General features: G+C 44.1%; 13 protein-coding genes and 2 pseudogenes. 2 read left to right on the top strand and 13 right to left on the bottom strand.

Features of this window, described 5'->3' with window-relative positions; all coding sequences use genetic code 11:
* Positions 1-368 (bottom strand): annotated as a pseudogene (locus B3M51_RS10805) (hypothetical protein); the annotation flags it as partial.
* Between the two features lie 282 nt (positions 369-650).
* Here B3M51_RS10805 and B3M51_RS10800 point away from each other — a divergent pair.
* On the top strand, positions 651-896 hold the full coding sequence (locus B3M51_RS10800) for a hypothetical protein (protein WP_292759131.1): 246 nt from the start codon (positions 651-653) through the stop codon (positions 894-896).
* Between the two features lie 32 nt (positions 897-928).
* On the opposite strand, the gene secF is transcribed toward B3M51_RS10800, so the two are convergent.
* The 4 genes from secF to tgt all read right to left on the bottom strand — a co-directional run bounded on the left by secF (position 929) and on the right by tgt (position 5,310).
* The gene (gene secF / locus B3M51_RS10795) at positions 929-1,879 is read right to left on the bottom strand and encodes a protein translocase subunit SecF (RefSeq protein ID WP_292479245.1); all 951 of its coding nucleotides are present in this window, start codon (positions 1,877-1,879) and stop codon (positions 929-931) included.
* 14 nt (positions 1,880-1,893) lie between these two features.
* The gene (gene secD / locus B3M51_RS10790; RefSeq protein WP_292759128.1) at positions 1,894-3,750 is read right to left on the bottom strand and encodes a protein translocase subunit SecD; all 1,857 of its coding nucleotides are present in this window, start codon (positions 3,748-3,750) and stop codon (positions 1,894-1,896) included.
* A gap of 49 nt (positions 3,751-3,799) precedes the next feature.
* Positions 3,800-4,129: a preprotein translocase subunit YajC gene (yajC, locus tag B3M51_RS10785; protein WP_292479242.1), complete on the bottom strand. Its 330-nt coding sequence runs from the start codon at positions 4,127-4,129 to the stop codon at positions 3,800-3,802.
* A gap of 74 nt (positions 4,130-4,203) precedes the next feature.
* The gene (gene tgt, locus B3M51_RS10780; RefSeq protein WP_292759125.1) at positions 4,204-5,310 is read right to left on the bottom strand and encodes a tRNA guanosine(34) transglycosylase Tgt; all 1,107 of its coding nucleotides are present in this window, start codon (positions 5,308-5,310) and stop codon (positions 4,204-4,206) included.
* A 121-nt stretch (positions 5,311-5,431) separates the two neighbouring features.
* On the opposite strand from tgt, the gene pyrF reads away from it, so the two are divergent.
* Positions 5,432-6,124, top strand: coding sequence for an orotidine-5'-phosphate decarboxylase (gene pyrF / locus B3M51_RS10775; RefSeq protein ID WP_292479240.1), 693 nt, complete (start codon positions 5,432-5,434; stop codon positions 6,122-6,124).
* A gap of 60 nt (positions 6,125-6,184) precedes the next feature.
* Here pyrF and B3M51_RS10770 read toward each other — a convergent pair whose 3' ends face one another.
* From B3M51_RS10770 to B3M51_RS10740, 8 genes and pseudogenes are all read right to left on the bottom strand, one after another.
* Complete coding sequence (locus B3M51_RS10770) at positions 6,185-7,378, bottom strand: methyl-accepting chemotaxis protein (protein ID WP_292400794.1); 1,194 nt, start codon at positions 7,376-7,378, stop codon at positions 6,185-6,187.
* Between the two features lie 39 nt (positions 7,379-7,417).
* The gene (locus tag B3M51_RS10765; RefSeq protein ID WP_292759122.1) at positions 7,418-8,689 is read right to left on the bottom strand and encodes a flagellar hook-length control protein FliK; all 1,272 of its coding nucleotides are present in this window, start codon (positions 8,687-8,689) and stop codon (positions 7,418-7,420) included.
* A gap of 82 nt (positions 8,690-8,771) precedes the next feature.
* A complete protein-coding gene (locus B3M51_RS10760) occupies positions 8,772-10,118 on the bottom strand; it encodes a globin domain-containing protein (RefSeq protein ID WP_292759119.1) in 1,347 nt (448 codons plus the stop codon).
* A complete protein-coding gene (locus B3M51_RS10755; protein ID WP_292479237.1) occupies positions 10,118-10,834 on the bottom strand; it encodes a ParA family protein in 717 nt (238 codons plus the stop codon). Before B3M51_RS10755 ends, B3M51_RS10760 begins: the two co-directional genes overlap by 1 nt.
* 3 nt (positions 10,835-10,837) lie before the next feature.
* Positions 10,838-11,302 (bottom strand): chemotaxis protein CheW, encoded by a 465-nt coding sequence (locus B3M51_RS10750; protein WP_292759115.1) that lies wholly within the window; start codon positions 11,300-11,302, stop codon positions 10,838-10,840.
* The gene (locus B3M51_RS10745; RefSeq protein ID WP_292759113.1) at positions 11,299-12,924 is read right to left on the bottom strand and encodes a chemotaxis protein CheA; all 1,626 of its coding nucleotides are present in this window, start codon (positions 12,922-12,924) and stop codon (positions 11,299-11,301) included. The genes B3M51_RS10750 and B3M51_RS10745 overlap by 4 nt, the downstream gene beginning before the upstream one ends.
* A 33-nt stretch (positions 12,925-12,957) precedes the next feature.
* A pseudogene (locus tag B3M51_RS14485) lies at positions 12,958-13,191 on the bottom strand (Hpt domain-containing protein); the annotation flags it as partial.
* A gap of 12 nt (positions 13,192-13,203) precedes the next feature.
* Positions 13,204-13,566 (bottom strand): response regulator, encoded by a 363-nt coding sequence (locus B3M51_RS10740; RefSeq protein WP_292479233.1) that lies wholly within the window; start codon positions 13,564-13,566, stop codon positions 13,204-13,206.

Genomic DNA, 13,566 nt, shown 5'->3' with positions numbered 1-13,566 from the left:
ATATGAAATAGATTCGGCAGACAAGATTCACGTAATTCATCCGAGCGTGAAATAAGATTTATCACCGGTATTGCAGCAAACTTTTCTGATTGAGCGGCTTTCATTATGTAATCGTCATCTGTTGCTAACAACAGCACCGTTTTAATCTCAGTTGTTTCCAGTGCATCAGGCTCAACAACTTCTATTTGGTATTTTTGCCCCAGGAACCCCCCCTGAAGATTAGCTTCCTGAAGTCCCTGTTGCACGCCAAGCCAGACTTGTCCTTCAGTAGGCCCCACATAATGCATGGTCACATCAATTTCATCAGCCATTAACCACTGTGGCCAGACGAAAAGCAGGAACAATCCATATTTTTTTAGGTGATACATTCATTTCTCCTTCCATTATAAAACCCTTTCAAAGATACGTACTTAGAGATCCTTGACCATCAGGAAAATCCTTAACCTTTCAGGAAATTATCCTAACTGTACTCCTGTAAAAATATCATTACCTTTACAATCAATTGGTTACATCTTTTTTATCTTATAAAACTACATTCCTAACGTTAAAAGTGGTTGATATAAACCACTTCCACATTTGGCAGGATGATTTTTTCTCAAGATTTCTTGCAAGAGGCCGCTACGGTTCATACTAGGAACAGAGTGAGAAAAATGAAAAACAAATCACTGGAATTGGATCTAAGGCAAATCATGCAAGGACTTGAAGAGTTTGCTACGTTCATGAGTTATCAGAGTAACTATGAGGGATTACGCATCCTCAAAGTGGAAACTCAACATGAGCTTGATCAGCATTACAATACCAGCCAACTTTCAGACAATGTTATCTCTATGGAAAAAGCTCGTACAAAACGAACCGAATACGAAGACACTGTTCCTGCTGCCAAAAAGTATCAATAAAAAAAGGCCCGCATAATGCGGGCCTTTTAAATTTAAACCTGACTCCCGTCCGGGTTGACTTCACCATCTTCATCTTTTTCAGGCGGCATCAAGTCCGCTTTGGTCACACCCATCAGCAATATGGCAGTGCCCGCAACATAAATAGATGAATAAGTCCCCACCAGAATGCCGATAAGCAGCGCGGTTGCAAAAGCGTGAATCACTTCACCGCCAAATACAAATAATGCTATGACAACCAGCAATGTTGTCATCGATGTCATGATAGTCCGGCCTAAAGTGGCATTAATCGAAGTATTAATTACTTCAACGGGTTCCGCTTTACGCATCTTCAGAAAACTTTCACGGATCCTGTCAAAGACTACAATGGTATCGTTCAGCGAATAACCTATTACGGCCAGGATAGCAGCCAACACTGTCAGATCGAAATCCAGACGGAATAACGAGAAAAAACCGACAGTAATAACAACGTCATGAACCAACGCAAGCACCGATGCAATCGCAAAGCGATATTCAAACCGCAAGGCTACATAAATAAGAATACCAATCAGGGCATAAACCATTGCCAGACCGCCATCTTCAGCAAGCTCTTCACCCACCTGAGGCCCTACAAACTCGACTCTTCTAACCTCAATAGCATCGGTTTGCTCTGCCTGCAATAAAGCCACAACCTGATTACTTATTTCAGCCATATTTTCGCTTTCAATAACGGGCAAACGTATCAGTACGTCCGTTAAAGAGCCGAAATTCTGAACTAAAGCATCGCCGTAGCCACCTTGTTCAAGTATTGTACGGACCTCCCCCAGGTCGACTGCCTGAGGATATCCCACTTCAATCATCGTGCCGCCGGTAAAATCGATTCCGAAATTCAAACTGTTGGTCACGATTGAATACGCCGAAATCAGTAATAATACTGCCGAAAATGCTAATGCAATTTTCCGAATCCCGACGAAATTAATGTTTGTTTCTTTGCTCAATAAATGCATGACACAAGCCTTAATTAAATGGACAGTTTTGGTCGTTGCTTACGGCCATAAACAAGGTTAATCACCATTCGTGTGCCCACAATCGCAGTAAACATTGATGTCAAAATGCCTAACGTAAGTGTGATAGCAAACCCCTTAATCGTTCCGGTACCAAAACCGAATAACACTATCGCAGCAATCAACGTTGTAATGTTAGCGTCAGCAATGGTTGAAAATGCTTTCGAATAACCGGCATCAATACTGGCACGTGGGCTGTTACCCAGTCTTAATTCTTCCCGAATACGCTCGAAAATAAGCACATTCGCATCAACCGCCATACCAACTGTCAACACAATACCTGCAATACCTGGCATGGTGAGTGTGGCCTGTAACATGGATAACAACGCCACAATTAACACCAGGTTGGCTGCTAAAGCCAGATTAGCCACTGCACCAAACAATCGATACCAGACAATCATAAATACCAGTACCAGAGCAAAGCCGATCATTACTGAAGCAAAACCCTGATCAATATTTTCCTGTCCCAGACTTGGTCCGACCGTACGCTCTTCGACAATATCGATTGGTGCTGCCAATGCACCTGCACGTAATAATAAAGCCAGATCCCGTGCTTCAGTCGTGCTATCCAATCCGGTTATCTGAAACTTTTTACCGAGTTGATCACGAATAGTAGCGACACTGATAATCTCCGGGATTTGACGACGAACACTGACTTCTTCACCGTCAATTGTTTGTGTTTCAACTTTAGATTCAATGAACACTACTGCCATCGGGTTACCGATATTGTCACGGGTAATATTGCTGAATATCCGAGCGCCTTTTCCATCTAATGTCACCGATACCGCTGGTGAACCGGATTGACCATCTATTGTTGAGGCTGCATTGATAACATGTTCACCAGTCAACATCACCCGCTTATTCAATAGATAAGGTCTGCCATCACGATGATAATATAATTCAGAATTGGCAGGGACTCGTCCGTTGACCGCACCCTGAACATCACTTTCAAAATCGACTAAGCGAAATTCCAGAGTAGCCGTGGCACCAAGAATTTTTTTCGCCTGAGCGGTATCCTGAACGCCCGGCAATTGAACAACTATGCGATCTTGCCCCTGTTGCTGGACGGTCGGCTCGGCAACACCCAGCTCGTTAATACGATTTCGCAAAGTAGTGATGTTTTGTTGTAAAGCCAGGTTCTGCGTTTCACGAACAATCGTTTCATTTAAGTTTATGGTTACTGTTGGACGCTCTGCGTTTTCATTGATGGCAACCTCAAGCTCATTGTATTCGCGCTCGATTTCATCAATTGCCGCGTCACGATCTGCTGCTTCCCGAAAGCCAAAGGTCAAAACACCATTTTCTACATTGACCTGGGTATAGCGAATCGTTTTATCTCGCAATAAAATTCGGATATCGCTGGCATAACTTTCGAGTGTTTGCTTCAGCACTGCATTCATGTCCACTTCCATCAGGAAATGCACACCACCGCGCAAATCCAGACCAAGATTCATCGGTTCGGCCCCAAGAGACTGTAACCAGGCTGGTGTATTGGGCGCTAGATTTAAAGCGACGATATAATCTTTAGAACTCAGTTTTTGCTGAATAAGTTCACGTGCCTCGAGCTGCTCATTGGCTTCACTGAAACGAATCAACAAACGGTTTTCTTCAAGCACTACACCTTTGTATGGAATTTCAGCCTGTTTAAGGGTTGATTCGATTTCATTAACCAACTGCAAATCAACGCTGTTCAGTCTTCCGGCAGAAACCTGTACGGCAGGATCATCACCAAAAAGGTTTGGCATGGCATAGATAATGGCGGTGACGATAACAGCCACAACCAAGAGATTTTTCCAGAGGGGGTATCGGTTCATCTTGATATCCAGATAGCAAAAAGGCTGCTTGCAGGCAGCCTTTTTGTATTTACAGTTTTTTCAATGTGCCTTTTGGAAGCACTGAATTGATTGATTCACGACGTACTTTAACTTCAACTGTTTCTGCAATCTGCAGATTTATTGCATTGTCGTTGATCTCGTTAATTTTGCCCATCAAGCCACCGTCCGTTACAACTTCGTCACCTTTAGCCAGTGATTGCTGCATGGTACGGTGAGCTTTAGCGCGTTTTTGCTGGGGACGAATCAACATCACGTAAAAAAGCACCAATAAAATGATTGGGAACGCAAAATCAAGCAAGCCCGGGGACCCAGCCGATGCTGCAGTTTCAGCAAAAGCTGGTGAAATCAGAAAATCCATCATATTTCCTCTAAACTGGCAAATAAAAGACAGTGATTATGCCACAGCCAACGGCCGGCTGATAGCCAATTAACCTAATCTGCACGATCCTGACGCATTGCGTAAAACGATTGACGAAACTGCTGAAGATTTCCTGCTGCAATTGCGTCTCTCAGCTGTTGCATCAAGCGCTGATAGTAATGCAGATTATGAATGGTATTCAGTCGTGGACCGAGCATCTCACCGGTACGATCCAAATGATGCAAATAGGCTCTACTGTAATTTTTACAGGTATAACAATCACAGTAAGGATCCAATGGTCCCGTGTCCGTTTTATGACGACTGTTACGAATTTTAATGACGTCTTCATGTACAAATAAATGACCATTTCGGGCATTCCGCGTTGGCATCACGCAGTCAAACATATCCACACCCAGACAAACCGCTTCAACCAGATCTTCCGGCCGACCAACGCCCATCAGATAGCGCGGTTTATCCGTTGGCATTTTCTCGCTGAGGTGGTTGAGAATTCGCAGCATGTCTGCTTTTGGTTCTCCTACTGACAAACCACCGATCGCATAGCCATCAAAGCCGATCTCTGTCAGTCCGGCCAAAGATTCATCACGTAAATCTTCATGCATACCCCCTTGCACGATCCCGAATAATGCCGATGGATTGTCTCCATGTGCTGCTTTGCTGCGTGCCGCCCAACGTAATGACAAACGCATAGAAATAGCCGCAGTTTTTTCATCAGCAGGATACGGCGTACATTCATCAAAAATCATTACAATGTCACTGCCTAAGGCGCGTTGCACAGCCATGGATTCCTCAGGTCCCATAAAGACTTTGTCACCACTGACTGGCGAGCGGAAATGCACACCCTGTTCAGTTATCTTGCGAAGCTCACCGAGACTAAAGACCTGAAAACCACCGGAGTCGGTTAAGATAGGCTTATCCCAACGCATGAAGTCATGTAAATCACCATGCCGCTGAATAATATCGGTGCCGGGCCGCAACATCAGGTGAAAGGTATTCCCCAGAATGATCTCAGCTCCAGTAGCTTTGACCTCTTCCGGCGTCATTGCTTTAACTGAACCGTAAGTCCCAACCGGCATAAAAGCGGGGGTTTCAATGGTCCCCCGGTCAAAACTCAGTTGGCCGCGGCGGGCCAATCCATCCTGTGCTGATGTCGCAAATTTCATTGTGTTAACTCATCAAAAATTGGCGCACAGGATAGCATTATCGATAAGGTTTCAGTGAATTCAGACGCAATCCCCTGTCAGTTAAGGTAGGATCTGCATACAATTTTTAATGGAAAGCAGTATGAGTCAATCAAAAATTATTGTGGCGTTAGATTACCCCGATGCGAATGCCGCGCTGAACATGGCCGATCAGCTGGATCCTTCGCGTTGCCGCCTCAAAATCGGGAAAGAATTATTTACCCGCAGCGGCCCGGAAATCGTCAAAACGTTACAGCAAAAAGGTTTTGATATTTTTCTGGATTTAAAATATCACGATATACCGAATACTGTTGCTAAAGCCTGTGCGGCCGCTGCTGATTTAGGCGTCTGGATGATGAACGTTCATACGTTGGGTGGACCGGCAATGATGTCTGCAGCACGTGAAGCCATCGGCAGCCATCATGATGCACCTTTACTGATAGGAGTGACACTGCTCACCAGTATGGATCAGCAAACATTTGAAGCGATAGGTTTACAGGGCACGATTCCCGAAACGGTCCTTCGGCTTGCTGTAATGGCAGCAGATAACGGCTTGGATGGGGTGGTTTGCTCGGCGCACGAAACGGCTATGTTAAAAGCCGAACTGGGCAGCCAGTTTCAATTAGTGACCCCAGGCATTCGTCCGGCAGGCAGTGCAAAAGGTGATCAACATCGAATCATGACACCTGCCCAGGCTATTCAGGCTGGTAGTCATTATCTGGTCATAGGTCGCCCGATAACCGCTGCAGCGGATCCAATGCAAAAGCTGATTGAGATTGAAAACGAATTACGTTGAAGCCTCATAAAAAAGCCCGCAGTCAGCGGGCTTTTATTTGTATCAGTATCATTTTAAAAGTTAAACTTTAAATTTCCCTGAAGCATCCTGCAATTGCGAAGACAGGCTGCTTAGTGTATCAACCGCTTCTGAAGTAGCACGTGCACCATCTGCAGTATGATCAGCAATCTGACTGATATTAACAATACCGCGATTAATATCTTCTGCAACAGAACTTTGTTCATTAGCAGCATTTGAAATCTGCGTGCTCATCTCATCCATGGTCGAAATCATTGCCGTAATCGTATCGAGCGCGGAACCTGCACTGGCAGCTTTTTCGACACTGGTCTTGGCACTTTCTCGGCTTTCATTCATGACTTTCACGGCAGCACGGGCACCTTGCTGCAAACGCTCTACCATTTCTTCAATTTCGTGTGTTGATGACTGTGTTCTGGCAGCAAGCGTGCGAACCTCATCAGCAACAACCGCAAAACCACGTCCATGCTCACCAGCACGAGCGGCTTCAATGGCAGCATTCAATGCCAAAAGGTTGGTTTGCTCAGTAATACCGCGTATGACATCAACGATTGCACCGATATTGCCAATATCAGCTTCCAGTTCACTTAAGGTCTCTGCCGCTTTTTCAACTTCGCTGGCCAGAGTATCAATAGACTGCATTGTCTCCAGTACCACCTGCTTGCCGGCTTTCGCTTCATTATCGGCATTTCGTGCCGCCTCAGCGGCATTGGTTGCAGTACGGGCCACTTCCTGAACAGAGGCGGTCATTTCATTCATCGCTGTCGCGACTTGATCAGTTTCTTCCTGCTGTTTTAATACTCCCGTCACCGTTTCTTTACTGATGACAGTCATGTTTTGGGTTGCGGTATTCAGTTGACTGACACCACCAATAAGAGTGTGCACCAGATTAGCAACATTTTTGCGGGCACTGTCGAGTTCAAAAGCCATCCAGCTAAAATCACTTTTACCGGAAATGGCAATTTTTTGCGTGAGGTCGCCTTTCTTAATATTCTGAATACCATTGACCAATGTGGTTGCACGTTTGTCACCAAAACGTCCAATAACATGTGCCATAAACATGATCAGTGCACTACCGATAACAACAAATCCACCCACCACTTTAAGTTGTTGCATCGAGGTCACCGCGTTCAGTTCCATGTAGAACATTAACCCGGCCAGCACCACCAAACCGATAATGCCAAAACCGGCAACAATGTACATGCGTTTTCTCAGCGAATAATTCTCTAACTTAAACACGCCGCATTCTCCCTTCTATGTTTATAATTATTGTAATTATCATGCAAACACACTCACACCGACACTATTATCTGGTGAATCAACTGATAACTGTGTTGCTTCATTGTCAATATCGTCCGTTTCAATAATAACTTGAGCTATATTATTGCCGTCATGTAACTGCTCATCCTGCTCAGACCCCTGTGAAGGCTGATCCTGATGGCTTACTTCAGCATTATTTAATGCCAATCCGCTTTCGTTGAAACTCTCACGTAATCTCGGCAAAGCCTGTTCCAAAGCATCCCGTGCTGCTGCATTTGAAGCAATAAAAGTAACATTGGTCTGATCATTTTGCATGGTCAATCTGACCTCTACAGGACCGAGATTAGCAGGATTCAGCCTTAACTCTGCTTGTTGAACCCCCTCACGCGCCATCCAAACCACTCGGCTACTCATCACTTTGCCCCAAGCTGAACTGTTAAGCTGAGGTTGTATATCCAGCGATAAAGCGGGATTAGCAAGACTCGGCGTACCGGCCACTGATGTGGTCATACCCGGTATGGTGGAAAATGCCAAAGGACTACTGAGTTTGCTGGCTGAACTTCTCTCCGCCTGAGGATCGAGTTGCCGCATCGCGGAAAGTGTTTCGGCACTGGCTGTCATCAACTGTTCCGGGGTTTTCCCCGCCGTTTGCATCATTAACTTAACCTTTTCGGTGGTAACCGCATCACCTTCCACATTTTGCTTCTGGATTGCCTGAAGTATATCTGCACGGATTGAAGTTGCTGAAAAATCTGCATTACCAGACTTACCCTGAGTCGCAAGCACAGATGTTTTCATATCCTTATCACCGGACTGTGGAATATTTATTACTGGCGTTGTGGCGAGCTGTTGCTTTTCAGTTTTCTTATCCGTCACTGGTGTAACCGCCAAAATCATTAAAGGATCACTTTCATCCTCACTCTCAGTTTTATCTGTTTTGATATCAGTATCAACAATGATTTCTTTAGTTGGTGTTTTATCGGATTCCAATTCTGAATTATCAGCCTTTGTTTCCGTCTTTTCTACCTTTTCAGCTTTTTCAGGCGGCAATTCTTTGCCGTCTTTTGCATCCGTTTTTTCCGCTTTAGTGGTTGTTTCAGACTGTTTATTATCTGTTTTAAGGTCATTCCTGGCCTGTTTATCTTTATCTGAACGTTGAGGTTCATTCAGCCGACGATCCAGTTCCGAGGCAAAGGCTTCATTATCTTTACTGTTTGCAGCAGAAGTTATGGCTTTGTCTGTTTTGTTCGGGGCAACATTCAGCGAGGAGAGGGTCAGCTGTTGCGTCATTTCATTTCCTTAAACTCTGGTTAGTAGCCGTATAGCACTGTTATAAGTAATGGATAGCAATGGCTGTGCCAGATTCTATATTTCATAGTTCGGTATTTTTAGTGATTACTTTAATCAACTGCGTTAATGCATTGGTTTGCTGAGACAACTGCTGACTGATTTGCTCTATGGAGTGGCGGCTGCGATTTTCCCAGCCGATATGAGTATGCGAAAGATCTTTTTCCAGTTGCTGTGTAAGCTCAATGCTTTTATTCAGCTGTTGCTGTTGCTGACCACACTGAATTTTCAAAGGCTGAAGCAATTGACTTAACTGCTGGTTGAGCACCCTAATTTCCATTGAAAAATCACGAAGCTGACGCGCATCCTCACCCAGCTTTGCCGCTTCAACAGTACAATTTAATGCCAGCAGACTGGTTTCAAAAACAGCGTCATCAATTTCCTGCAACATGGCAGTTAAATGACTGTTTTGCAGTTGAACCTGGTAAAGCGTTTTCTCCAGTGCAGGTAGAATATTTTGTGCTATCGGAGTGGTTTCGCTCGGCGTTGAGGATAATGATAGAACTGCACCAGTCGCACCATGAGGATAACACTCCAGCAGAAACCCCTCTGGCTTATCTTTTTTGTAAAGAACAGAAATCGTTAATCGCAAATCCAAAAAGTCATTGCGTAAATCAATACTTTTAGGCAACTGCTCGAAATCACTTAGCCACTCAATTGGGAAGGGAATTGCTTCAGCGAAATGTTGTAATGAAACACCTTTAAGCCTCTCAACATTAATATCTGGAAACATTTTTTTGAGACTGTCTTGATATTGTTTTAGCAGTGTTTCTGCCGCTACATTGAGGTAACTTACCACCAGATTTAAATCGATAATAATCATTGGCGTGGCAGTTTGCTCGACAGCTAAAGAGGTGAGCACATACTCTGCTGCCGGGGCCTGATCTGTTTGATAAACCGTGGCCGACTCAGCTACCTTTCCGGCAGGAGTCTGCATCAATTCAGCAACATACTCCAGAACATTTTTCCAGGCGTGCTGTAACGTGTCATCCCATTCCTGCTCAGAAAATTCGGCAACCACGGATAACCAGTTTTCGATGAATATCTCATAATGGGATTGTTCGACACCATATTGCTGATGTCGCACCCCCAACCCTTGAAGGTAATCTTCGATCATTTCCGAGTCACGTAAATGCTGGATCAACAAAACCATCGACGCGAGTAATTTCTTATGTTGCCCTTCAATTGTGACTGATTTGAACAACGGCATTATTGCCGGGTATTCAGAAAATAGTCGCTGATAAAATCGCTCGGCTAATGCATCACTAAAACTCATTAACGCAGCAAAATTGTGCTCGACCAGCGTTATATCTTGCTCATCCAGCCCAGCTATCCCATTGATAGGGTGATGTTGAAGAGCATTCTCAGCCATCAGTCTGTTCTTCCCAATAGCAAATCATTTGCCAGAGACTGATAATCAGCTGGATTAGCAGACGCGTTATCGTATATCACCGTTTTTAGCACTCGCTTCGGAAAATACTGTGTCAATAAATCGCCAAACTGGTAGGCAAAATCAGTACCGTCCGGCAATCTGTTTAAACATAACCATAACCTTATTGAATCAGATCTCAATTTTGACACCCGTTGCAATACTGGTAGCATTTTTATCATACCGCGCAATGCACCATGCTCCGCAGATACTGGAATAAGCATATCACTCGCAGCCAAAACAGCATTGGTGCCTAATAATCCTGAGATTGCTGCACAATCAATGAGAATGATATCCGCATCTGATTGTATTGTCGAAGTAAGTAGTTGCTTCAGTTTAACACCAAGTTTTATTGATGGTGTTTGCTGTTCGAACAAATGCAGCTCGGGACCCGACGCGATTAAAGACAGTTGTTCGCTTAGTGGTAGTATTAAATCACGGGCATCGTCTTTAAAAGAGAGTAAAGCATCCATCCCGATTTGCGTTTCAGATACCCCAAATTGTCGGGTTAGATCAGACTGTGGATCCAAATCCAGCATCAGTACCCGATAACCCATTTCTGCCAAAATCACACCCATATTTGCGGTGATGGTAGTTTTACCGACATCATGGGTCTGATTCATAACAGCAATAATTCGTTTTGTCCCTAGCCCAACCATGGTTTAATTCTGTCCCTGTAGCAATTGCTCAAATAGATTAGCTATATCAAGTAAATGAATCTGTTGTGAATCATCATTCACACTATCTATCAGGCACTGATGTGTGGATGAGCTTGAAGCCATTTCAGCAAGCTCTGATGGGTACATAAGAATCGTCAGGTCGGTAACACTAATTCCGAGTAATCGTTGAGAGTCCAGAGGGTGGTGTAACAAAACCAGTAATTGACAGTTTGACTGATACGCTGGATCGTCAACTTCAATCAACTTATTTATATTAATGACCGGCACAATCGCATTGCGAACATGTACAACGCCAGATAACCATGAGGCCGTGCCAGGCAGTCGTAATATATTTTCCAACGCCAGGACAGTCGTAATGCAGTGGACTGGAAGCGCATATTGCTGATCATTGATAACGATCAGCTGATAAAGATCATTTTCCAATGGCAGGTTAGCGGCAGATTTCATTGCTCACCGGAAATAGTAAGTGACATCAGCAGTTTGCCAGGATCGATCAGTAAAGCAATATTTCCTTCATTCAGTATTGCCACCCCCTTGACCCCGTTTACATGTCGATAATGAGGAAGTAAGGACTTAATCAGCAGTTGGGCCTGTTCAGCCAAACTATCTACCTTCATTGCAAAAACACTGTTTTCAGTATTGAGTAAAACGATAAAACCGGACTGCTCATCTGTTTCCCGCACAGGCAATTGCAGGAATTGGCGGATATCAATCAATGGAACTTGCCGGTTATCATCAGTAATAAACCACTTTTTGCCTCGATGCCAGACTAACCTGCTACTTTCAGCAGCATAACTATCCAGCACATTTATTAATGGCAATGCTAGCGTTTGTTGATCAACATGAATGAGTTGTACATCCATTAAAGCCTGATGTACAGGTATATACAGGGTAAAACAGCATCCCCTGCCGTTGCTCGAAATCAACTCAATCCGCCCTCCCATATCGGTAATATGTTGCTTCACAACATCCAATCCGATACCTCTTCCGGAGATAGCATCTGCTGTTACTGCGGTGGAAAAGCCTGGTCGAAATACCCAGTCACTGAGTCGTTGTTGATCGAGCGTGATCCCCTGTAAATTGCCCCCTAGCTGCTTTGCTTTAGCCAGAATCTTTTCTTCAGATAAACCAGCTCCGTCGTCACTGAACCGAATGATCAGTTGCTCATCAACTTGTTCAGCAATAATGTGTATTTGACCTTGTACAGGTTTGCCGGACTGCTGGCGAAGCTCAGTGGGTTCAATTCCATGGGCGAAGGTATTTCGCAAAAGATGGGTTAATGGATCCATCAGCGAATTGACTATCATGCTATCCACTTCAATGGGCGCGATATCCATATTCAACTGGATCGGTTTATCGGTTTTATTCGCCAGATCAAATGCCATGCGGGGTAATCTGGCAAAAGCATCAGCCAATGGACGCATCGAAATATGTAACAGTTGCTGTTGCAATAATTGCTGTTGATGTTTCATCGCCTGATTACGGCGGGTCAATCGAATTTTATCCGTCTGATTTAACTGGTTAGTAAGTGCATATGTCTGCTTTAGCTGAGACTGTAATGTATGTGAAACGGTTAATAATGCTTGCAGATTGGCCTCGCTCATTTTGTAGCGATTTGGCTCATTAACTCTTTTGGACTGCGGTAAAGCCAATACTTCTACCGTGACATCACAGACATGTTTTACCCAGTCAAACAGCGAGATAATTTTTTGGTAGCTCACTTCCGCAGTAAGTGTTATCTGCCAGCGCAGGTAACATTTATACAGGTCAAAATCTGCAAAATCGGGTAATTTATCAGTGAAGACGGAAACTTTTACCGGACCAAACTGGCGTAATGATTTGATAATTCGTAATGGATCATGGCCGTTTTCAAAAAACTGCGGATACGGTACAAAATCAATTTGCCAGACAGAACCATTCATTTCCGACACAATCGGTGGTTTACGATTATTCTTATTTTGCTTATCCCGACGATTCATCCCAGCAAGGCAATTTGCCAGTTTTTCATCTTGTAATGCTGGATCTGATTCAGATCCACTTAAGCATTTCCGGCAAAAATCAATTGCCACCAGTAGGCCGTCCCTGTCATGGCTGCTAAGTTGGCGGTTTTCCGTCAGAATATTTTCTATTGCATGACAAACCTTTGCTATAGCTTCATTTTCGAAACTGGCGGCAGTCCCCTTGAGGGAGTGCAACAGCCTGAGAGTATCTTGCCTATGAGCATCTCCCTTACTGGAACTATCCAATGATGTTAATAGCCAATCCTCTATTTGATTTAAAGTTTCCAGAGCTTCCTCATGAAAAGCAGCTGTTGCAGAGGATAAAAGCGGATGCATGGCAATCGAAAATTAATTAAGCAGTGAGTTGACAGTATCAATCAACTGTTCAGGATCAAACGGTTTTTTTAACCAACCACTGGCACCTGAAACACGGCCAAGATTTTTTTTGTCTTCATCTGTTTCCGTTGTTAACAACAGTACTGGGGTAAAGCGGTATTGCGGTAACAAGCGAAGCATCGTTATGAATTCAGGCCCAGTCAGTTGAGGCATATTAAAGTCACTTAATACCATTTCAAATTGTTGTTCAGTCGCCATGTCAATGCCCTGTTTGCCATCTTCTGCGCACATCACATCATGGCCTGAATTCTGCAAAATAATCTGTAACATCTGTCTGAGCGAAGGTGAATCATCGACGACTAGAATCCGGGCCAT

The organism is Methylophaga sp. UBA2689, assembly GCA_002354555.1.
Lineage (GTDB): Bacteria > Pseudomonadota > Gammaproteobacteria > Nitrosococcales > Methylophagaceae > Methylophaga.
The sequence above is the reverse complement of the archived record's forward strand: the minus strand, read 5'-3'. Positions and strand labels throughout refer to the sequence as shown.

Bases quoted from the DNA above. Each gene is read 5' to 3' on its own strand.
- B3M51_RS10800 (WP_292759131.1), top strand. From the start codon at position 651: ATGAAAAACAAATCACTGGAATTGGATCTAAGGCAAATCATGCAAGGA.
- secF (WP_292479245.1), bottom strand. From the start codon at position 1,879: ATGCATTTATTGAGCAAAGAAACAAACATTAATTTCGTCGGGATTCGG.
- secD (WP_292759128.1), bottom strand. From the start codon at position 3,750: ATGAACCGATACCCCCTCTGGAAAAATCTCTTGGTTGTGGCTGTTATC.
- yajC (WP_292479242.1), bottom strand. From the start codon at position 4,129: ATGGATTTTCTGATTTCACCAGCTTTTGCTGAAACTGCAGCATCGGCT.
- tgt (WP_292759125.1), bottom strand. From the start codon at position 5,310: ATGAAATTTGCGACATCAGCACAGGATGGATTGGCCCGCCGCGGCCAA.
- pyrF (WP_292479240.1), top strand. From the start codon at position 5,432: ATGAGTCAATCAAAAATTATTGTGGCGTTAGATTACCCCGATGCGAAT.
- B3M51_RS10765 (WP_292759122.1), bottom strand. From the start codon at position 8,689: ATGACGCAACAGCTGACCCTCTCCTCGCTGAATGTTGCCCCGAACAAA.
- B3M51_RS10760 (WP_292759119.1), bottom strand. From the start codon at position 10,118: ATGGCTGAGAATGCTCTTCAACATCACCCTATCAATGGGATAGCTGGG.
- B3M51_RS10755 (WP_292479237.1), bottom strand. From the start codon at position 10,834: ATGGTTGGGCTAGGGACAAAACGAATTATTGCTGTTATGAATCAGACC.
- B3M51_RS10750 (WP_292759115.1), bottom strand. From the start codon at position 11,302: ATGAAATCTGCCGCTAACCTGCCATTGGAAAATGATCTTTATCAGCTG.
- B3M51_RS10740 (WP_292479233.1), bottom strand. From the start codon at position 13,566: ATGGCCCGGATTCTAGTCGTCGATGATTCACCTTCGCTCAGACAGATG.